The sequence below is a fragment of the Gordonia sp. NB41Y genome, from assembly GCF_030718915.1.
Classification (GTDB): domain Bacteria; phylum Actinomycetota; class Actinomycetes; order Mycobacteriales; family Mycobacteriaceae; genus Gordonia; species Gordonia desulfuricans.
In genome coordinates this window covers 598657-619862 of sequence record NZ_CP132196.1, presented here as the reverse complement: position 1 = coordinate 619862, position 21206 = coordinate 598657, and the positions used below count along the sequence as shown (strand labels likewise).

The 21206-nt window shown below is 69.2% G+C and carries 15 protein-coding genes; 9 read left to right on the top strand and 6 right to left on the bottom strand.

The window, feature by feature from the left end; translation table 11 throughout:
- The first annotated feature begins 29 nt into the window (after positions 1-29).
- A complete protein-coding gene (locus Q9K23_RS02580) occupies positions 30-866 on the top strand; it encodes a GNAT family N-acetyltransferase (protein ID WP_053776389.1) in 837 nt (278 codons plus the stop codon).
- 115 nt (positions 867-981) lie between these two features.
- A complete protein-coding gene (locus Q9K23_RS02575; RefSeq protein WP_053776390.1) occupies positions 982-2805 on the top strand; it encodes a penicillin-binding transpeptidase domain-containing protein in 1824 nt (607 codons plus the stop codon).
- 1054 nt (positions 2806-3859) lie between these two features.
- Here the strand turns inward: Q9K23_RS02575 and Q9K23_RS02570 are convergent.
- From Q9K23_RS02570 to Q9K23_RS02560, 3 genes are all read right to left on the bottom strand, one after another.
- The gene (locus Q9K23_RS02570) at positions 3860-4618 is read right to left on the bottom strand and encodes a heme ABC transporter ATP-binding protein (RefSeq protein ID WP_261977724.1); all 759 of its coding nucleotides are present in this window, start codon (positions 4616-4618) and stop codon (positions 3860-3862) included.
- A gap of 142 nt (positions 4619-4760) precedes the next feature.
- The gene (locus Q9K23_RS02565) at positions 4761-5846 is read right to left on the bottom strand and encodes an iron ABC transporter permease (RefSeq protein ID WP_053776391.1); all 1086 of its coding nucleotides are present in this window, start codon (positions 5844-5846) and stop codon (positions 4761-4763) included.
- Positions 5843-6859 carry an ABC transporter substrate-binding protein gene (locus Q9K23_RS02560; protein ID WP_082365724.1) on the bottom strand — a complete coding sequence of 339 codons (1017 nt, stop codon included), beginning with the start codon at positions 6857-6859 and terminating at the stop codon, positions 5843-5845. The genes Q9K23_RS02565 and Q9K23_RS02560 overlap by 4 nt, the downstream gene beginning before the upstream one ends.
- 231 nt (positions 6860-7090) lie before the next feature.
- On the opposite strand from Q9K23_RS02560, the gene map reads away from it, so the two are divergent.
- Positions 7091-7954 carry a type I methionyl aminopeptidase gene (map, locus tag Q9K23_RS02555; RefSeq protein WP_053776393.1) on the top strand — a complete coding sequence of 288 codons (864 nt, stop codon included), beginning with the start codon at positions 7091-7093 and terminating at the stop codon, positions 7952-7954.
- A 25-nt stretch (positions 7955-7979) separates the two neighbouring features.
- Here map and Q9K23_RS02550 read toward each other — a convergent pair whose 3' ends face one another.
- Entirely contained in the window at positions 7980-10280 is a 2301-nt protein-coding gene (locus Q9K23_RS02550; protein WP_053776394.1) for a protein kinase, read from the bottom strand.
- Positions 10281-10448: 168 nt separating this feature from the next.
- Between Q9K23_RS02550 and Q9K23_RS02545 the strand changes: the two genes are divergently transcribed.
- Positions 10449-12023 (top strand): cobyric acid synthase, encoded by a 1575-nt coding sequence (locus Q9K23_RS02545; RefSeq protein ID WP_152972609.1) that lies wholly within the window; start codon positions 10449-10451, stop codon positions 12021-12023.
- A gap of 101 nt (positions 12024-12124) precedes the next feature.
- Entirely contained in the window at positions 12125-12928 is an 804-nt protein-coding gene (locus Q9K23_RS02540; RefSeq protein WP_020794463.1) for an alpha/beta hydrolase, read from the top strand.
- A 782-nt stretch (positions 12929-13710) separates the two neighbouring features.
- Here Q9K23_RS02540 and Q9K23_RS02535 read toward each other — a convergent pair.
- Both Q9K23_RS02535 and Q9K23_RS02530 read right to left on the bottom strand, forming a co-directional pair.
- Complete coding sequence (locus tag Q9K23_RS02535; protein ID WP_020791537.1) at positions 13711-15102, bottom strand: mycothione reductase; 1392 nt, start codon at positions 15100-15102, stop codon at positions 13711-13713.
- Between the two features lie 4 nt (positions 15103-15106).
- Entirely contained in the window at positions 15107-16150 is a 1044-nt protein-coding gene (locus tag Q9K23_RS02530; RefSeq protein WP_053776515.1) for an alpha/beta hydrolase, read from the bottom strand.
- Between the two features lie 227 nt (positions 16151-16377).
- Here Q9K23_RS02530 and mqo point away from each other — a divergent pair, with 227 nt between their 5' ends.
- The 4 genes from mqo to cobO all read left to right on the top strand — a co-directional run bounded on the left by mqo (position 16378) and on the right by cobO (position 21205).
- Complete coding sequence (gene mqo / locus Q9K23_RS02525; RefSeq protein ID WP_053776516.1) at positions 16378-17880, top strand: malate dehydrogenase (quinone); 1503 nt, start codon at positions 16378-16380, stop codon at positions 17878-17880.
- Positions 17881-17981: 101 nt separating this feature from the next.
- Positions 17982-18488: a GNAT family N-acetyltransferase gene (locus tag Q9K23_RS02520; RefSeq protein WP_053776396.1), complete on the top strand. Its 507-nt coding sequence runs from the start codon at positions 17982-17984 to the stop codon at positions 18486-18488.
- A gap of 26 nt (positions 18489-18514) precedes the next feature.
- Positions 18515-20506 carry a VWA domain-containing protein gene (locus tag Q9K23_RS02515; protein ID WP_305950529.1) on the top strand — a complete coding sequence of 664 codons (1992 nt, stop codon included), beginning with the start codon at positions 18515-18517 and terminating at the stop codon, positions 20504-20506.
- 81 nt (positions 20507-20587) lie between these two features.
- Positions 20588-21205: a cob(I)yrinic acid a,c-diamide adenosyltransferase gene (cobO, locus tag Q9K23_RS02510; RefSeq protein ID WP_059039486.1), complete on the top strand. Its 618-nt coding sequence runs from the start codon at positions 20588-20590 to the stop codon at positions 21203-21205.
- Position 21206 lies beyond the last annotated feature (1 nt).

Genomic DNA, 21206 nt, shown 5'->3' with positions numbered 1-21206 from the left:
GGGACTCCGGGCACGAGAGGAGTGACGCGGTGCTGAGGCTGCTGGGCGACAAACCGCTCGGTGCGCGTGACGCGCCCGCGGTCAGTCGCGTCCTGAACTCCGACCCGGTGTCGATGTGTATGGTGGCCGCGCGGTTCGAATCCCACGGGATCGAGCCGCGGCTGCTCGGTGGCGAACTGTGGTCGGCCTCCGACCCGGAGCGCTCGCTGTGCTTCTCCGGCGCCAACATGATCCCGCTGCGCGGTTCGCCCGACGACCTCTCCCACTTCGCCGATCGTGCGGTCGCCAACGCCCGCATCTGCTCGTCGATCGTCGGGGAGTCCGGGCTGGCCATGTCGCTGTGGGAACGCGTCGACGCCGACTGGGGTCCGGCACGCGAGATCCGTCCGGTGCAGCCGTTGATGGCGTTGTCGGGGGAGCCACTCGTCGAACCCGACCCGCAGGTCCGGCTGGTGACCCTCGACGACCTCGACACCTATCTGCCCGCCGCGGTGGACATGTTCATCGGTGAGGTCGGCGTGGACCCCTGCGCCGGTGACGGCGGACGGTCCTACCGCCGCCGACTCGCCTCCCTGATCGCCGCGCGCCGCGTCTTCGCCCGATTCGAGGACGGCCAGGTGGTGTTCAAGGCCGAGGTGGGATCGATGTCGCGGGCGGTCGGCCAGATCCAGGGCGTCTGGGTGGATCCGTGCATGCGGGGCCGAGGACTCGGCGCCGCGGGGACCGCCGCGGTCGCATCGGCGATCGCCGCGCGGGGGCGGGTGCCGAGCCTGTATGTGAACAGCTTCAACCTGCCGGCCCGCGCCGCCTATGAGCGGATCGGGTTCACCCAGGTGGGGACGTTCGCCACCATCCTGATCGACTGAGCCCGGCCAGGAGCCGCCGACGCCGAGGCGATTCGGTCGGCTCGGCTGTGGGTTCGGTGTGCACACCGCGTGGCTCCCGCCGTCGGGGTCGTCGGGACCCTAGGATCGGCAACCGATGGAGCAACGCAGACCCCGACTGGCCGCCCTGGCCGCCGTGCTGATCAGTGCTGCGCTGACGCTGGGTCTGGTGACCGCGTGCTCGGAGACCGACAACGGTCCGCGTGATGCCGTCGACGCCTTCCTGACCGCCTTCGGCACAGGTGATTTCGATGCGGCCGCCGCACTCACCGACAACCCGTCGGCCGCCGGTGCGGGCCTGCGGTCGGCGTGGGACGGGCTGGCCGCCACCGGCGTGTCCGGCAGGTCCGGGCGCACCACCATCGACCAGGACACCGCGGAGGTCGCGGTCACCTACCGCTGGGATCTGCCCAGGTCGCGGAACTGGGAGTACGGTGCCACCGTCAAGGCGATCCGCTCCGACGCCGACGGCTGGCGCGTGCGTTGGAGCTCCACCGACATCAATCCGAAACTCGGTGCCGATCAACGCCTTTCGCTGCGCATCACCGAACCCCCGCGTGCCCAGGTCAACGAGTCCGACGGGTCGGCGGTGATGGTCGACGGCACCGTCATCGGCATCGCCTTCGATGCCGAGGCCGCCGCGGCGGCCGGGTCGGTCATCGACTCGCTCAACCGCCTGGTCACCGTGCTGGGCCCGATCCAACCCGATCTCGACGTCCAGCGCATCGCCGAGGAATCCACCGCGTCGGACGGCACCTATCCGATCACCCGGCTGTCCGAAGCAGAGTTCGACCGGCTGCGCGATCAGCTCGCGATCCCGGGGGTGGTGCACAACGAACAGGTCGAACTCGTCACCAAGAACCCGAACTTCGCCCCGGCGCTGCTGAGCGGCGTCAAACAGGTCGTCGAGTCGGAGGTGGACGGACGGGTCGGCTGGAAGGTGGTCACCGTCAACCCCAACGGGCTCGACGCCGACGTCCTCGTCGACAACGCCGCCGAGCCGGCCCCGGCGATCACGCTGAGCCTGTCCCGGTCGGTGCAGAACGCCGCGCAGCGGGCGGTCAACGCCACCAACGCCTTCCAGATAGCGATGGTGGTGATCCAGCCGTCCACCGGGAAGATCCTCGCGGTGGCCCAGAACCCGGCGGCCGATCGGCAGGGGCCGATCGCCACCACCGGTCTGTACCCGCCCGGCTCGACCTTCAAGATGGTCACCTCCGCGGCGGCGTTCAACCGCGACATGGCCACCCCCGACACCATCGTCGGCTGCCCCGGCGAGATCACCATCGGCCCGCGCACCATCCCGAACTACGACAACTTCTCGCTCGGTGCGGTCACGTTGCAGCGGGCCTTCGCGCAGTCGTGCAACACCACCTTCGCCAAACTCGCCAGCGAGATGGGACCGTCGGATCTGGCACATGCGGCCACCGCGATGGGTCTCGGCCAGACCTACGACATCCCCGGGCTGACCACCGCGACCGGCTCGGTGCCGATCGAGAGTGATCTGGTGGCGCGCACCGAGGACGGCTTCGGGCAGGGCAAGGACCTGGCCAGTCCGTTCGGGATGGCGCTGGTCGCGGCGACCGTCGCCAACAACGGGAAGCTCCCCGTACCGCAACTGATCCTGGGCCGTGAGACCAAGATCGAGGGCCCGACGACGACACTCGAACCCAACGTGGTGGGGGAGCTGCGGCCGATGATGCGGGAGGTGGTCACCACCGGTACCGCGACGCGTATCGCAGGACAGGGTGAGGTGTACGGCAAGACCGGTGAGGCCGAGTTCGACGGCGGTTCCCACGCCTGGTTCGCCGGCTACCGCGGTGACCTGGCCTTCGCGACATTGGTGGTGCGCGGCGGGTCGTCGGACAATGCTGTCGGTGTCACGAACGACTTCCTCAACTTCCTGCCCGCAGGGTTCTGACACAGTCCTGCTCGATCGGCGTGACCACTTCTGAGGTGGTTGCCGACATTGTCCGCTCGCCGGATTTCGACTCGGGTCCTCGCTTCGCTCGGTCCCGGCTCAATCATCGAGGGGGAGTCGACGTTCAATCGGCTACTGGCGGTTGGTGGTTGAGCGCAGTAGTGGGGTGATGGGTTGTGGACATTGTCTGCTCGCCGGATTTCGACTCGGGTCCTCGCTTCGCTCGGTCCCGGCTCAATCATCGAGGGGGAGTCGACGTTCAATCGGCTACTGGCGGTTGGTGGTTGAGCGCAGTAGTGGGGTGATGGGTTGTGGACATTGTCTGCTCGCCGGATTTCGACTCGGGTCCTCGCTGCGCTCGGTCCCGGCTCAATCATCGAAGGGCGACCCCGCTCAATCAGCAATGGGGAGTCCTCGCTCAATCGGCTACTGGCGGTTGGTGGTTGAGCCGATGAGGAGCGTAGCGACGAGGCGTGTCGAAACCTCCGGTGGCCGGGGTCGCCGACCTGGCCACTTCTGAGGTGGTCGCCACTGTGCGGATGCTGCGGAGATTTCGACACGGGTCCTCGCTTCGCTCGGTCCCGGCTCAATCAGCAATGCGGAGTCGTCGCTCAATCGGCCACTGGCGGTTGGTGGTTGAGCGCAGTAGTGGGGTGATGGGTTGTGGACATTGTCTGCTCGCCGGATTTCGACTCGGGTCCTCGCTTCGCTCGGTCCCGGCTCAATCAGCAATGGGGTGACCCCGCTCAATCATCGGGGGAGTCCTCGCTCAATCGGCCACTGGCGGTTGGTGGTTGAGCCGATGAGGAGCGTAGCGACGAGGCGTGTCGAAACCTCCGGTGGCCGGGCTCGCCGACCCGGCCACTTCTGAGGTGGTCGCCACTGTGCGGATGCTGCGGAGATTTCGACACGGGTCCTCGCTTCGCTCGGTCCCGGCTCAATCATCGACGGATGACCGGCTCAATCATCGAAAGACGGCCCCGCTCAATCATCGGGGGAGTCCTCGCTCGATCGGCAACGGGCCGTTGGCGGTCTCGAGTCGATGAGGGAGCCGTCAGGACGCGCGTTGCGGCAGTACGATCAGGCGGCCGTCGCGCTCGAAGATGTCCACCGGATGGTCGTAGATGTAGGCCAACAGGGTCTCGGTCATCACCTCGCGGGTCTTGCCGTAGGCGACGATGTGACCGTCCTTCATCAACGCCACCCGGTCGGCGTAGGCCGCCGCGAGCGTCAGATCGTGCACCACCAACAAGATCGTCGCCCCGGACCGCCGATGCTCGGTGAGTACCTGCAACACCTGCTCCTGATGGCGGATGTCGAGGGCTGCGGTCGGCTCGTCGAGCATCATGATCGGTGTGTTCTGCGCCAGTGCCCGGGCCAGCGACACCCGTGCCTGCTGACCGCCGGACAGGTGCGGGAACGGCCGGTTGACGATCCCCGACAGGTCGCAGCGGTCGATCGCCTCGGCGATCATCCGTGGGGAATCGACGGCCTGCGGGGTCCGCAGCCACGGGTAGCGGCCCATCGAGACCACCTCGCCGACGGTGAACGGCGTGTCCACCCGATTGTGCTGGGTGACCAGAGAACGCAGCTTCGCCCGGTCGCGTTCATGCGTGTGCGCGATGTCGGTGCCGTCGAGCAGGACCCGGCCCGCGCGCGGCTTGCGCATCCCCGACAACACCGACAGCAACGTCGACTTGCCACAACCGTTGGGGCCCACCAGGGCGACGAGCTCACCCGGACGGACGTCGAGATCGACCCCGGCGAGGATCGTGTGGTCACCGAAGGCCACCTCGATGTGTTCGCCGACGATCCCGGCCGACGGATCGGGTGTCCGCAACGCCGGGACGAGCGAGGCGAGATCGGCAGGGCCGTCGTGGACGCCGTTGTTCGGGTCTGCGTTGCTGGGGACATCCCGGTCGGTGGAGTCGGCGGAGTTCACGGAATCGGCCACGTCAGAATCCCGCCCCCGCATTGCGGTTGCGGCGCAACAGGATGAAGAACACCGGGCCGCCGACCAGCGAGGTGAACACGCCGAGCGGCAGGTCGGCGCCGCCGAGAACGGTGCGCGAGGCCAGATCTGCGGCGGCCAGCACCAATGCGCCACCGATCACGCTGGCGGGCAACAACACCGCATGCCGGGGCCCGACGATGAGTCGCATCACATGCGGCACGACCAGGCCGACGAAGGCGATGATGCCGGTGAACGCGACGGCTGCCGCGGTCAGGATCGCGACCAGCACGATCGCCTGCCGCCGCACCACCTCCACCTTCACCCCGAGGGAGGCGGCCTGGATCTCACCGAGCGCCAGCAGGTCGAGTTTGTGGACCACCGCCATGGCGGCGGCGATCCCGGCCACGGCCAGCGGCAACGACACCCACACCGCCGTCCACGACGCCCCGGCCAGCGAACCGAGCTGCCAGAACACGATCTGCTCGCGGGCCGCGGTGGTGGCCACGAACGTCAGATACGAGATGATGCCGAGGGCGAAGGCGTTGACGGCGATACCGGTGAGCACCAACATGATCGGCGACGACGCACCGTCACGCAGCGACAGGACGTAGACACCGGCGGTGGTCAACAGGGCCGCGAGGAAGGCCGCGCCCGCCATCGCCCAGTCGTTGACGCCGACACCGCCGATCACGATCATCGCGCAGGCACCCACCGCGGCACCCGAGGAGACACCCACCACGCCGGGTTCGGCGAGCGGATTGGCCAGCACCCCCTGCATCAGACAGCCGGCGGCACCGAGGGCGGCACCGACGACCAGCCCCAGCACGATCCGGGGGAAGCGCACCACCCACAGCGTGTGCTCACCCTGCGGATGGATCGGCAGTGACCCGATGTCGAGACCCCAATGGTGGGCGATGCTGCCCAGCACCTCCATCGGCGGGATGGAGATCTGACCGATCGTCGCCGAGAACAGGGCGACCACCGCGGTCACGACCAGCAGGACCACGATCACGATCGGCCCGGACACCCGCCCTTCCGGGCGCGCTGCCCGGGACGTGCCGGATGTCGTGGTGGGGGCGGTGCTCATACGTAGATGGCCTTCGCCAGCGCGTCGAGCACCTGGCCGACATCCGGTCCGAAGGACAGCACCTCGGTCTCGTCCATCTGCACGACGCGCCGGGCGCGGCCGGCGTCGGTGGCCTCCACGCCGGGCAGGGCGAGCACGCCGTCGAGGCCGCCCACCGACTCGGCGCCCTGCGTCATCACCAGGATGACCTGCGGGTTGGCCTGCAACAGTTTCTCCGCGGTGACGGCGGTGAACGCCGAGGTGAAGCCGCTCGCGGTGCCGGCGTCGACACCACCGAGGTTCGCGATCAGATCGTCGGCACCGGAATCGGGTCCGGCGATCAGGACCAGGCGCGGCCCGCGGATGTAGAGGAAGGCCATGCGGGGATTGCCCGACGGGTCCGGGACGGCCCGCTTGGCCGCGTCGATCTGCGATTGCGTCCGCGCGACGAGCTGCTCGCCGGCCGGGACCACACCGAGTGCGGCGGCCACCGACCGGATCAGGGTGGGGGTGGAGGCCACGGTGCGCTCGGAGGTGAACTCCACCACCGGGATCCCGGAGTTGCGCAGCTGGTCGACCGCCTGACTCGGGGTGGTGCCCTCGGTGACCAGGACGACCGACGGGTTCAGCTTCAGGACCTTCTCGGCGTTGAGCTGATGGCCGGTGTTGGACACCAGCGGCAGGTTCGCGGCGGCCGGGAACACGGTGGAGGTGTCACGGCCGACCACCTTGCCGCCCAACCCGAGCGAGAACACGATGTTCGACAACGTCGCGTTGCGGTCGATCGCGATGATCCGGCTGACGTCGCTGACCGTGGTGGTGCCGTGCCCGACCGACGGCACCGTCACCGGCAGGGTGACCTGCGGGTCGGTGGTCACCGGAACGACGTCGGCGGAGGGCAGACCGGCGGTCTGCGGACCCGATCGCAGGGTGGCAGAGGCATCGACCGACTCACCGGAGGATTCGATCGGAGCCGTGCTGCAGCCGGTGACCACCAGGATCATCGCTGTGGTCAGCGCCGCGAACAGGCACATCGTCAACCGGTTGCGCCGACGCACTTGGGGAACCTCCGCTCGTCTGGGGTGACGCCGCGGGATCGGACGCGCCCCTGGGAATGTTGCTTAGTCTATCCTTGGTCGATCGGGTGCCTGCGTTCCCTCCGGCCCCGCCGCGCCCACATGGCGGCCTCGATCACACCGCACGCCGACTCCCGCACCCGGCGACACCCACACCCGGCGTCGGGCCCGGCCCCTAAGCTGGTTCGCATGACAGTTCGCGCTCCACTGAAACCCGGCAAGCTCTCGCCCATCCGTGAGGTGCCCGACGCGATCGAACGTCCCGAGTACGCGTGGAAGCCCACCGTCAACGAGGGGCACGAGCCGTGGGTGCAGACCCCCGAGGTGATCGAGAAGGTCCGGGTGGCGAGCAAGATCGCCGCGAATGCGCTGGCCGAGGCCGGCAAGGCGGTCGCCCCGGGCGTCACCACCGACGAGCTCGACCGGATCGCCCACGAGTACATGATCGACCACGGCGCCTACCCGTCGACCTTGGGCTACAAGGACTTTCCCAAGTCGTGCTGCACCTCGCTCAACGAGGTGATCTGCCACGGCATCCCGGATTCGACGGTGATCGCCGACGGGGACATCGTCAACATCGACGTCACCGCCTACATCGACGGCGCGCACGGCGACACCAACGCGACCTTCCTGGCCGGGGAGGTGTCCGAGGAGGCCCGCGAGCTCGTCGAGCGCACCCGAATCGCCACCGAACGTGCGATCAAGGCGGTCAAGCCGGGCCGCGAACTCAACGTCGTCGGCCGCGTCATCGAGTCCTACGCCAATCGCTTCGGCTACACCGTGGTCCGCGACTTCACCGGCCACGGGATCGGGGAGACCTTCCACAACGGGCTGATCGTGCTGCACTACGACCAGCCCAACGTCGAGACCGTGATCGAACCCGGCATGGTCTTCACCATCGAGCCGATGATCAACCTCGGCGGACTGCCCTGGGAGATGTGGGACGACGGCTGGACAGTGGTGACCGCCGACCGCCGCTGGACCGCACAGTTCGAGCACACCATCGTCGTCACCGACAGCGGCGTGGAGATCCTCACCCTGCCCGACGCCTGAGCGGGCGGGGCCGAACCACCCGCGCTCACGCCGGTTCCCGGACCCGCACCGGCTCGTTGATGCTGGAGTCGGTGCTGCCGTCGCCCAGCTGGCCCTGACTGTTGAGACCCCAGCAGTACAGCTGGGACGATCCCACCGCACACAGGTTCACCGAGCCGGACGTGAGGTCGGTGACCCCGCGGATCCCGCTGACCTGCGCCGCGGTGTGGTTCGACGCGCTGCTGCGCGATCCCCAGCACCACACGTCGCCGGCACCGGTCGACGCGCATGCCCCGGAGATCACCGTGGCGATCGCTCGTGCACCGCTCACCCCGCCGACGCGCACCGGGGTGCTGCTCGACTGCTCGGTGCCGTTGCCGAGCTGACCGCTACCGTTGTTGCCCCAGCACCACGGGGTGCCGTCGGCGATCGCACACATCGAGTCCAGGCCGGTGTCGATCGCGGAGACACCGGTCAGCCCGGACACCCGGGTGGGGGTCTTGCGGACCGTGGTGGTGCCGTCACCGACCTGACCCTGATCGTTCTTGCCCCAGCACCAGGCGGCACCGTCACCGGTCACCGCGCAGGTGTTGTTGGTGTTGGCGCTCACCGCCCGGACATCGCTGAGCCCGGAGACCTTGGTGGGGGTCTTCTGAAATCCCGTGGCAGCCGGGTCACCGGTCTGCCCGTAGACGTTGTTGCCCCAGCAGTAGAGGTCGCCGTTGCTGATCGCACAGGTCGCCAGCCCGACGCTGATCGCCGAGGCATCGGTCACCCCGTCGACGCGGGTGGGCGAGTGGTACTCCGACGGCGCACCGCCGACGAGGTTGGCGCCCCAGCAGAAGACGTCGCCGTCGCTGATCGCACACGCCGAACCGAGCCCGCCCATGGCGATGGCCGTCACATCCGACAACCCGGGGATCCGGGTGGGCGTGGAGTGGCTGGTGGTGGTGCCGTCGCCGAGGGTCCCGCGGTCGTTGCTGCCCCAGCAGTACACCGACCCGTCCCGTAGCGCGCAGGAGGACTGCCCGTCGGTGGCGATCGACGCCCACTCGCCTGCGGCGACCGTGGTGGAATCCGTGGGGGCGCCGGACGTGGGCGCGCCGGAGGTCGACGGATCGACGACGGTGGTGTCGTCGGCGTGGGTGTCCGAACCGCCGGAGTTAGCCGCCCACACCGCGATCCCGGTGATCGCGGCCAGCAGTACCAACACGCCCGCGACGGCGCCGACGATCAGCCCGGTCCGGTTCTTCGACCCCCCGGTCGGTGGTGTCGGCCCGGACGGTGGCCCATACGGCTGGTGGGGTGGCGGGGTCTGCCACGCCGGACGGACGGTCCCCGGGTACGGCGCCATGCCCGGCGTCGATGAGAGCGGTGCCCCGGGCGGGACCGACTGCACCGGGGGGATCGCCTGGACGGGTGGGAGCCCCTGCGCCGGTGGGATGCCCTGGATCGGTGGCGGGGTGAAGGTCTGGGTGCCGCGTGGGCCGGACGGGCCACCGACCGCGGTCGCGGCCACCGGCGGCAGACCCGCCGATGCGGCGCCGAGTGCGGCGGCGAACTCGCGGCAGGAACCGAACCGATCCGCGGGATTCTTGGCGAGCGCCCGGACGAACACCGGGTCGAGGCCGGCGAGCATCGGGGCGCGTTCACCGATCCGCGGGACCGGACCGGTCACGTGCCCGGTGATCAGTGCCCCCGGGGTGTCACCGCGGAAGGGGGCGGTTCCGGTGAGTAGTTCGAAAGCGGTGCACGCCAACGCATACTGATCCGACGCGGGGCCCGCCGGCGCCCCCGACAGCGTCTCGGGTGCGGCGTAGGTGAGGGTGCCGATGAAGGCATTGGTGGCGGTCATCTTGGGGGCGTCGATCAGCCGGGCGATCCCGAAGTCGAGCACCGTCACCCGATCCGGATGGCCCTGCTCGTCACGGGTGATGACGATGTTCGCCGGTTTGATGTCGCGGTGGATGACGCGCCGGCCGTGGGCATAGTCGAGGGCCTCGGCCGCACGCGTCACGATGTGGTCGACGTCCTTGGGTGGCAGCGCCCCCGAACCGCCCAGGTCGGCGCCGTCGAGATAGCGCATGGTGAACCAGGCCGACCCGTTCTCGACGCCGTAGGCGTAGACCGTGACGATGCCGGGATGATCCAGCGATGCCGCGGTACGCGCCTCGTTGGTGAAGCGTTCACCGAAGTCGGCGTCCCCGGTCGGCGAGACGATCTTGAGCGCCTCACGCCGGCCGAGTGCGGGATGTTCGACCAGATACACCTGCCCCATGCCGCCGGCACCGAGCAGACCGATGACCCGGTATCCGGCGAAGACCGAACCGGGTTCGAGCGATGACACGATGGTCCGGCCCCCTCCCAGGACTCCCGGACCGGCGACACCGCCAGGCCCGGATGATTCGCGGCCCACACTATCGGGTCGACGCGCTCACGCCGCCTCGCACCGCGCCCGCGTGCTTCGAATACCCGACACCGGGCGGGTCGTCGCGGCGCGTCTACCCTGACCGTGGTGAGCGGTATCCGGGGTGCATTGCTGGTCGGTGGTACCAGCTCCGATGCGGGAAAGAGCCTTGTGGTCGCGGGTCTGTGCCGGGCGCTGGTCCGGCAGGGTGTGCGGGTGGCGCCGTTCAAGGCCCAGAACATGTCCAACAACTCGGTGGTCACCCCCGACGGCGGGGAGATCGGGAGGGCGCAGGCCTTCCAGGCATATGCATGCGGCCTCGAACCGTCGACCCGGTTCAATCCGGTGCTGCTCAAGCCGGGCGGTGACCGGCGCTCGCATGTGATCGTGCGCGGGCGGCCCGCGGGCGACGTCGGCGCCCGTGACTACATCTCCCGACGCGCCCACCTGCTCGACGTCGTCACCGATGAACTCGCCTCCCTGCGAGCCGATTTCGACGTCGTCATCTGTGAGGGGGCCGGATCGGTCGCGGAGATCAACCTGCGATCGGGCGACATCGCGAACCTCGGGCTCGCCCAGGCCGCGGATCTGCCCGTGGTGCTGGTCACCGACATCGACCGCGGCGGCTCGCTGGCACACCTGTTCGGCACCACCGCGATCCTCGGTGCCGCCGACCAGGCCCGGATCGCCGGATATGTGATCAACAAGTTCCGCGGTGACGTCGGCATCCTCGAACCCGGCCTCGACGAGCTGCAGGCGTTGACCGGCCGGCGCACCCTGGGTGTGCTGCCCTTCGACACCGAACTCTGGATCGACGCCGAGGACTCGCTGGCCTCACCGGTCGGCCGACGGGTCGGTCCGCCGCACGACGTCGTGCCGGTGTCGGGGCCGCGGCTGTCGGTGGCCGCGATCCGGTTGCCGCGGATCTCCAACTCCACCGACGTCGAGGCCCTCGCCTGCGAACCCGGCGTCGACGTGATGTGGGTCGACGACCCCGCATCGGTGCGCGCAGCCGATCTCGCCGTGCTGCCCGGCACCCGCGCCACCCTGGCCGACCTGGCGTGGTTGCGGGAGCGGGGCATCGACGCAGCCGTGGCCGAGCGAGCTGCTGCACGACGACCGGTCCTCGGGATCTGCGGCGGGTTCCAGATGCTGGCCCGCAGCATCGACGACCCGGTCGAGGGCATCGGCACCGCCCACGACGGGCCGGTGCCGGGGCTGGGACTGCTCGACCTCGACATCGTGTTCCGCCCGGACAAGGTGCTGCGGCAGGTCACCGGTTCCGGTGCGATCGGTGCCGCGGGCGAGCATCGGATCGGCGGATACGAGATCCACCACGGCCGGGTCGTCCGCTCAGCGGAACAGCCGTGGATTCGTGACGATGTTCACGGCGACGAGGGCGCCCGCCGCGGATCGGTGATGGGCACGCACTGGCACGGGCTGCTCGCCTCCGACGACTTCCGGCGCACCTTTGTGCGGGAGGTGGCGGTGGCCGTCGGCAAACCGGACTTCGCCACGGCCCCTGACCTGCGCTTCGACGCCGTCCGTGCGGCACAGGTCGACCGGATCGCCGACCTCGTCGCCGAGTCCGTCGACCTCGATGCGGTGTGCGACATCATCGTCGGCGGTGCCGACCCCGCCCTGCCCCAGATCACCCACGCCCTACGTTCCGGGCGGCGCTGAGCGGTCACACGTCGTCGGCCGTCGGCGGTGGACGGTCGGCGAGCGGTTCAGACGTGGTGGCGATCACCTAGGCTGGACGCGTGGACACGGAACGGCGTGCTGTGGATGTGGGTGGATTGACCTTCGAGGTCGAGGTCGGGGGACCGGATCGCGGTCCATGGGTGATCCTGTTGCATGGATTCCCGGTGAACAGTTCGTGCTACGCCGAGGTGGTGCCGCGGCTGCACGAGTCCGGGCTGCGCACCATCACCGTCGACCAGCGCGGCTACAGCCCGGGTGCGCGGCCCGAGGCCGTCGACGACTATCGGATCGACAATCTGGTGTCCGACGTGATCGGGGTGCTCGACGCGCTCGAGGTGCACTACGCGCTGCTCGTCGGTCACGACTGGGGCTCGCTGGTGGCATGGCATCTCGCCGCACGACACCCCCACCGGTTCACCGGTCTGGTCGCGGTCAGCGCCGGTCACCCCTCGGCCGCGCGAGATGCGCTGAAGGTCGGTGATCAGCGCGAGAAGTCTTCCTACATCAAGGATTTCGTCGGCGAGGGTGCGGCCGAGAAGCTGCTGGCCCGTAACGGTGTGCTGCTGCGACGGGCCGGGGTGACCGCCGACGAGATCACACCGCTGACCGAGCCCGGCATGCTCGACGCCGCCCTCAACTGGTACCGCGCGAACTTCACCGGTGACATCGCCAAGACCATGGCATGCGCACCCGTCGAGATCCCGACGACGATGGTGTGGGGCGATCAGGACAGCGTCCTCGGCCGCGAACAGGCCGAGTTCAGTGGCCGCTACGCCTACTCGGAGTTCCGCCTGTGCGTCCTCGAGGGCGTCGACCACTGGGTTCCCGAGAACGCCGCCGCCGCACTCGCCAGCGAGATCTCGCTCCGCTCGGCGGTGTTCTGAGCCGGACCCGATTACCGTGGGAGGTAGTCGCCATCCTGCGGATGCTGCGGAGATTTCGACTCGGGTCCTCGCTTCGCTCGGTCCCGGCTCAATCATCGAGGTGGATTCCTCGCTCAATCGGCCACTGGGCGTTGGTGATTGAGCCGATGAGGAGCGGAGCGACGAGGCGTGTCGAAACCTCCGGCGGCCGGGCTCGCCAACCCGGCCGCCTCTGAGGTGGTCACCGCGCCAGCGAATGCTGCGGAGATTTCGACTCGGGTCCTCGCTTCGCTCGGTCCCGGCTCAATCAGCAATGGGGAGTCCTCGCTTCGCTCGGTCCCGGCTCGATCATCGAGGTGGATTCCTCGCTCAATCAGTCACTGGGCGTTGGTGGTTGAGCCGGTGAGGAGCGGAGCGACGAGGCGTGTCGAAACGGCGGCCGGGCTCGCCAACCCGGCCACCTCTGAGGTGGTCACCGCGCCAACGAATGCTGCGGAGATTTCGACTCGGGTCCTCGCTTCGCTCGGTCCCGGCTCAATCAGCAATGGGGAGTTCTCGCTTCGCTCGGTCCCGGCTCGATCATCGAGGGGGAGTTCTCGCTTCGCTCGGTCCCGGCTCAATCAGCAATGGGGAGTCCTCGCCCAGTGATCAACGGAGCGTTGGTGGTTGAGCCGGTGAGGAGCGGAGCGACGAGGCGTGTCGAAACCTCCGGCGGCCGGGCTCGCCAACCCGGCCACCTCCGAGGTGGTCACCCGGATCGAGCATCAACAGGCGATCCTGTTCGATCGACGTCGGGGAGTTGCTCAGATGTCCAGACCGAGTAGGGCGTTCTCCAGGACCTCGGGCATCGCCGGATGAATCCAGTACTGGCCGCGGGCCATCTGCTGGGCGTGCAGCCCGAACGACATGGCCTGGATGACCGGCTGGATCACCGTCGGCGCCTGGGGGCCCATGATGTGGGCGCCGAGTAGCTCGCCGGTGCCGCGCTCGGCGATCAGCTTGCAGAACCCGGTGCTGTCCTCCATCGCCCAGCCGTAGGCGACATCGCCGTAGGCCTGCACCTTGACGGTGATGTCGCGCCCGGTGGCGCGGGCCTGCTCCTCGGTCAGCCCGACCATGGCGATCTGCGGGTGGGTGAACACCGCGGCCGGCACGTACCGATGATCGAAGGACTCGAGATCGGTTGCATCCCAGCCCTTCAGAACGTTCTCCTGCACCACGCGCAGTTCATGGTTGGCGACGTGCTTGAGCTGATACGGCGACGACACGTCACCGAGCGCCCACACCTTCTCGGCCTGCGTGCGGCCGTGGGCGTCGACGATCACCCGGCCGTCGTCGGCCAGCTGCAATCCGATGGTCTCCAGACCCAGCCGGTCGCCGTTCGGTTCGCGACCGGTGGCCACCAGCAGGACGTCGGCGTCGAGATGCTCACCGTCGGCGAACTGCACCCGCACACCGCCGTCGGGCAGGTCGCTCGCCCCCACCACCTGGGTGTCGATGTGCAGGTCCCACCGCTTCTGGGCGATCTCGGTGAAGCTGCGCGAGATGTCGTCGTCGAGCTTGCGCAGCATCCGCGGGCCGCGCGCCACGATCGACACCTCGGTGCCGAGTGCACCGAAGACGTGGGCGAACTCGGCGGCGATATAGCCGCTGCCCAGGATGATCATCTTCTGCGGCAGCGTCTCCAGCCGCATCACATCGACATTGGTGTAGTAGCGCACCCTGCTGTCGGCGATCGGCGCCGGAACCGATGCGCGCGACCCGGCGGCCAGCACCACCTCGTCGGCGAGGATCACGTCATCGGCGGTCACCAGTCGATAGCGGCCGTCGGCATCCCGGCCATCCAACCGGACATGCGTGTCGAAGACGGTGATGTTGTCGCAGTCTTCGACGCGGTATCGCTTGCCGCCCGCCGAGATCGGATCGATCCGGCCGAACACCCGCGACACGATCGACGGCCAGTCGGCGCCGTCGACGTGCGAGTGCACACCCAGCCGATCACCGTCGGCGGCGATCTCGGCCACCTCCGCGGCGTAGACGAACATCTTGGTGGGGATACAGCCGACGTTGAGGCAGGTGCCGCCGTAGACGCCCTCCTCGAAGATCGCGACCGACCGGTCGGCGTAGCGCTCGTCGGGCAGCGAGTTGCCGCTACCGGAGCCGATGACCGCGAGATCGACGGTGTGGGTGGTCATGGGTTCAGTTCTCCTCGGCTTCGTTGACGTCGGCCTGATCCACATCGGCGTCGACGGTGGCGGCGAGCCACGCGTCGACCTCGCGATAGGCATGTTCGCGGGCATGGGCGACCGACAGGAAGACATCGTGGCGGGCATCGGTGACCGGGATCGTGGTCACGCGATTGCCCAGACAGCCACTCCACTGCGCGATCTGGCCGACGTCGAGCACGGCATCGGCGACGTCGACGGCGGCCGAGTACTTCCCGGAGAAGTAGGTCTTGTCCGAGCGCAACACCAGCGACGGCACCCCGACGTCGATCCCATGATGCAGGTGGCGCTGTCCGGTGCGGACGGCATCGAGGAAGCCGACGGTCACCGGGAAACCGCCCAGCGGCTTGAGGGTGAGGTCATAGCTCCACTCGCCCCGCGAGTCCTGGTGCAGGCTCTCGCCATAGGCGGACGAGAGTTCTTGCGGGATCACAGTTTTCGGCTTCACCGAGGCAATGGCCTTGAGAGCCATCGACACCGGGAAGGTTCGCAGTACGGGCTTGCCCTGCAGGTCGAACCACGGGCTGTTGAGCAACAGACCGCTGATGTGGGCGTGCCGGGCCGGGTCGTCACGGCGCAGCCGGTCCAGCCACAGCGGGGTGATCAGGCCGCCGGTGGAGTGGGCGGCCACCAGGATCTGGGTGTCGGGCCCCAGCTCGTCGACGATGATGTCGACGGCCTTGCCGAGTTCCTCGTCGTAGCAGCGCAGATCGGTGGCGAAGTGGGCGGTGTGCTGATCCTGCAGGGACCGTCCGCACTTGCGCAGGTCGATCGCATAGAAGGCACGGCCACGCTCGGCGAAGTGCTCGGCCAGCGGCTCGTGGAAGAAGTAGTCGGTGAACCCGTGCACGTAGAGCACCGCTCCGTACCGGGCGTCTGCGGCGGCGTGCGGGCGTCGGATCAGGGTTGCGGTGATCGGGTCCTCGCCGTCGGGATCGGGGCCCAGGTCGATCGTGCGGACCTCGTAGCGATCGAGGAAATGGTCGGGTTGCCAGCCCGAAGCCGCGGCTTCGGTGATGGTCCCGGTGTCGGTGGTCTCAGAAGACGTCACGAGACCACTCTAGAGACGATCCGCCCACCGGTGACCCGACGGCGACGACCTGGGCTCGAACGACACATGCCTGGACGGAATGTCGCGCAGCCCACATTCCACGGACTCCCTTGAGGTGGGTCGGGGTAGATGGGGGAGAATGGGTGGTCGACAACGGACGAGGGTCGTCCGAGCTGCGTGAAGTGGAGTCCAGGGTGGCGCAAACGGTGATCAAGACAGATGTGGCGTTGGTGGGCGCGGGCATCATGAGTGCCACGCTGGGGGCGCTGCTGCGTCAGCTGCAGCCCGACTGGTCGATCAGCCTGTTCGAGCGACTCGACGCCGCGGCGGCGGAGAGCTCGGACCCGTGGAACAACGCCGGCACCGGTCACTCGGCGCTGTGCGAGCTCAACTACACCCCCAAGACCGCCGACGGCGATGTGAACATCGACAAGGCGCTCAACATCAACGAGCAGTTCCAGGTGTCGCGGCAGTTCTGGGCCCACGCCGTCGACAACGGTGTGCTCGGCGCCCCGGACGAGTTCATCAACCCCATCCCGCACGTCAGCTTCACCCACGGTGCGGCCGGTGCGGAGTACCTGCGCAAGCGCTACGACCGTCTGTCCGCGCAGACCCTCTTCGAGGGCATGGAGTACATCACCGACCCCGACGAGTTCAGCAAGCGACTCCCGCTGATGGCCACCGGGCGTGACTTCGACGAGCCGGTCGCCTTGAACTGGTTCACCGACGGCACCGACGTCGACTTCGGCGCCCTCACCCAGGGGCTGCTCAACTTCGTCTCCCGCGGCGGCGACATCTACTTCGGTCACGCGGTGACCAACCTGAACAAGCAGTCCGACGGCAGCTGGATCGTCAAGGTGCGCAACACCCGTACCGGTGAGAAGCTGCAGGTCCACGCCAAGTTCGTGTTCGTCGGTGCCGGCGGCGGCGCACTGCACCTGCTGCAGAAGTCCGGTATCGCCGAGGCCAAGGGCTTCGGCGGGTTCCCGGTGTCGGGCGAGTTCTTCCGCTGCACCAACCCCGACCTGATCGAGCAGCACGCCGCCAAGGTGTACGGCCAGGCGGCCGTCGGCGCACCGCCGATGTCGGTGCCCCACCTCGACACCCGTGTCATCAACCACAAGAAGGGCCTGCTGTTCGGCCCGTACGCCGGCTGGTCACCCAAGTTCCTCAAGAGCGGCAGCTTCATGGACCTGCCGAACTCGGTCAAGCCCAGCAACATGCTGCCGATGCTGTCGATCGCACCGCAGGAGTTCGGTCTGCTCAAGTACCTGATCTCCGAGCTGGCCGCCGGTCCCGCCGACCGTGTCGCGACGCTGTCGGAGTTCGTCCCGCGCGCCCTCGGCTCCGACTGGGAGATGATCACCGCCGGTCAGCGCGTGCAGGTCATCCGCAAGACCGGTGTCGGCGGATCGCTGGAGTTCGGCACCGCCGTCGTCGCCGCCGGTGACGGCACCATCGCCGGTCTGCTCGGTGCATCGCCGGGTGCCTCGACCGCCGTGCCGGCCATGCTCAACGTCCTGGAGAAGTGCTTCCCGGCGGAGTACAAGGCGTGGACCCCCAAGCTCACCGAGATGATCCCGTCGTTCGGGCAGAAGCTCTCGGACAACCGCGACCTGTTCCACCAGGTCTGGGACTGGACCAGCACGAGCCTGCAGCTCAAGCGTGACCCGGCGATCGCCTCGACCGGAGCCTGAGTCGGTGATGTCCGCGCAGCCCGATCCCGGTCTGCGCGGACATCTGGCATCCCACCTGCTCGGGTACCGCCGACGACCGCAGGTGTGATACCCACGAACCCATGACGTCACCCATGCCGGAACCGCAGCTGCATCGGCGGTCGTCCGCCGACCTCGACACCGCGACCCTCTACCGCCTCCTGCGGTTGCGGGTGGATGTCTTCGTCGTCGAGCAGGCGTGTCCGTATCCCGAGCTGGACGGCCGTGACCTCGAACCGGGCACCCGGCATTTCTGGTTCGCCGACGGCGACGCCGTGCTCGCCACCCTGCGCGTGCTGGAGGACGGGCCGGGCCCCGACGGTCGCATGGTGTACCGGATCGGTCGGGTGTGCACCGAGCGCGCACATCGCGGCCGGCGGCTGACCGCCCGGCTGATGCAGGCCGCCCTCGACGAGATCGGGGCGCACACCTGCCGGATCGAGGCGCAGACCTATCTCTCGGAGATGTACGCACGCTTCGGTTTCCGCGCCGACAGTGACGAATACCTCGAAGACGGCATCCCGCACGTGTCGATGGTGCGTCCCGCCGGGACCACCCCGACCCCGAACCCGGAGGTCACCCCGGCGTGACGAGTTCCCCCACCCGTCCGGACGGACTGCAGCGGCTCGCCGCGGCGGCCGGACCGGGCGTCCCCGCACCGCTGCGCTACCCGTTCACCGCGGTGGTCGGCCAGGACCGACTCAAACTCGCGCTGATCCTCTGCGCGATCTCGCCGGGTATCGGCGGAGTGCTGATCCAGGGAGAGAAGGGCACGGCCAAGTCCACCATCGTCCGTGCGCTGGGACCGCTCCTCGACGACGGGCCACACGGGCGCGGACGCGTCGTCGAACTGCCGATCGGCGCCACCGAGGACCGGGTGATCGGGTCGATCGACCTCACCAGCGTGCTGCGAGACGGGCGTCCCGAGTTCACGCCGGGTCTGCTCGCCCGCGCCGACGGCGGCGTGCTCTACATCGACGAGGTCAACCTGCTCGCCGACCATCTCGTCGACGTCCTCCTCGACGCCGCCGCCAGCGGTCGTGTGACCGTGGAACGTGACGGCGTCTCGCACACCCAGCCCGCGGACTTCGTGCTGGTGGGCACCATGAACCCGGAAGAGGGGGAGCTGCGGCCGCAGCTACTCGACCGGTTCGGGCTCGCAGTGGCCGTCACCGCCGCCCGCGATGTCTCCGAGCGCGTCGAGATCGTCCGTCGCCGAATGGATTTCGACACCGATCCGGAATCGTTCCGGGCGCGCTATGCCGACGCCGAGGCCGACCTCACCGACCGTATCGCCCGGGCCCGTGACGTGATCGGCGACGTGGAACTGTCCGATGCGCAGCTGCGGCGGATCGCCGGTATCTGCGCGCATCTGGAGGTCGACGGGATGCGCGGCGACATCGTCGTCGCCCGGACCGCCACCGCACATGCCGCACTGCGAGGGGCCGCCGCCGTGGACGCCGACGACGTGCGGGTCGCCGTCGAACTGGCCCTGCCGCATCGGCGGCGCCGCAACCCGTTCGACGAGTCCGGCCTGAGCGACCAGCAACTCGACGAGGCGCTCGCCGCCGGTGACGACGCCGCCGGCGACGACGATCCGGAACCGCCGGACACCGACCCGGACGGTGGGCCGGACAGCGGCCCTGACGATTCCGATCCGAACGGCGGACCGCAGGCCGATGCCGACACCCCGGCTCCCGGCACCCCCGAAGGGGGAACTCCGGATGCGCCGGCGGAGCCGGACGCCGAATCAGTTTCCGAGACAACGCCGAACGGACCGGCGGGCCCGCCGCCGGGCGGGGTGTTCGGTTCCCCGCCGACCGCCGCGCCCCGCCGGATGCGGGCGTTGCGGGTCGACGGGATCGGCGACGGCGACCCCGGCCGCCGGTCTCGGGCGCGCAGCCGCCGCGGTCAGACCGTGCGTGCGGTCGACTTCGCCGCCGGAACCCCGGTGCACCTGTTCGGCACGGTGCTCTCGGCCGCCGCGAACGGCATCGCCCACACCGGACGCGTCCAGATCACCGAACCCGACCTCAAGGGCGCCGACCGGATCGGCCAGGAGGGCAACCTGGTGGTGTTCGTGGTGGACCTCAGCGGGTCGATGACGGCCCGCCGCCGCCTCGCCGCGGTCAGCGAGATGTGTGTGGAACTGCTGCGTGACTCCTACACCCGGCGCGATCGTGTCGCGGTGATCGTCGCCCGCGGCTCCCGTGCCGAGACCGTGGTGCCGCCGACCAAGTCGGTGGAGATCGCCGTCCGACGCCTCGCCGGTGTCCGCACCGGCGGGCGCACCCCGCTGGCCGAGGGACTGCGGATGGCCGACGACCTGATCGCCCGCGCCCGGCGCACCGAGCCGCAGCGTCGGCCGCTGCTGGTGGTGCTCACCGACGGCCGGGCGACCGCAGGCGCCGACGCACCGCGGCGGGCACGGGCCGCCGCCGACCTGATCGGCGCCAAGGGGATCGACACCGTCGTCGTCGACTGCGAACAGGGGATGATCCGGCTCGGCCTGGCCGCCGACCTCGCCGCCCACCTGCGCGCCGACCTGATGCCGATGGCGCAGCTGAGCGTGTCCGCCCTGCAGCGTCCCGCACACTCCGCCGCCTGACCGCCCCGATCGGGACCCCGCCGACCGGGACCCAGCCCACCGAAACCCCGACCGCAGCCCCTTCCACCCAGGAGACCGACCGTGCCGCAAGGAGTCCCGACCTCCGTCCCCGACGACGGCCTAACCACGCGGCAGCGCCGCAACACCCCGGTGCTGGCCGTCCACACCGGCGACGGCAAGGGCAAGTCCACCGCTGCCTTCGGTATGGCGATGCGCGCCTGGAACGCCGGGATGCGGGTGGCGGTGTTCCAGTTCGTGAAATCCGCCAAGTGGAAGGTGGGGGAGGAGTCGGCGCTCACCGCGCTCGGCGAGGTCCACGACTCCACCGGGGCGGGCGGCCCGGTCGAATGGCACAAGATGGGTCAGGGGTGGTCCTGGCTGCGCTCCAATGCCGACGCCGACGACGATCATGCTGCCGCCGCACGCGCGGGGTGGGAGGAGATCGCCCGTCGACTCGCCGCCGAACAGCACGACTTCTACGTGCTCGACGAGTTCACCTACCCGCTGGACTGGGGCTGGGTCGACACCGACGAGGTGGTGTCGGCGCTGACCGCACGCCCGGGCCGTCAGCACGTGGTGATCACCGGCCGGCGTGCCCCGCAGGCCCTGGTCGACGCCGCCGACCTGGTCACCGAGATGCGCAAGATCGCCCATCCGATGGACGCCGGACGCAAGGGCCAGAAGGGCATCGAGTGGTGAC

Coding starts and splice junctions, on each gene's coding strand:
- Q9K23_RS02575 (WP_053776390.1), top strand. CDS start 982: ATGGAGCAACGCAGACCCCGACTGGCCGCCCTGGCCGCCGTGCTGATC.
- Q9K23_RS02565 (WP_053776391.1), bottom strand. CDS start 5,846: ATGAGCACCGCCCCCACCACGACATCCGGCACGTCCCGGGCAGCGCGC.
- Q9K23_RS02560 (WP_082365724.1), bottom strand. CDS start 6,859: ATGTGCCTGTTCGCGGCGCTGACCACAGCGATGATCCTGGTGGTCACC.
- map (WP_053776393.1), top strand. CDS start 7,091: ATGACAGTTCGCGCTCCACTGAAACCCGGCAAGCTCTCGCCCATCCGT.
- Q9K23_RS02535 (WP_020791537.1), bottom strand. CDS start 15,102: ATGACCACCCACACCGTCGATCTCGCGGTCATCGGCTCCGGTAGCGGC.
- Q9K23_RS02520 (WP_053776396.1), top strand. CDS start 17,982: ATGACGTCACCCATGCCGGAACCGCAGCTGCATCGGCGGTCGTCCGCC.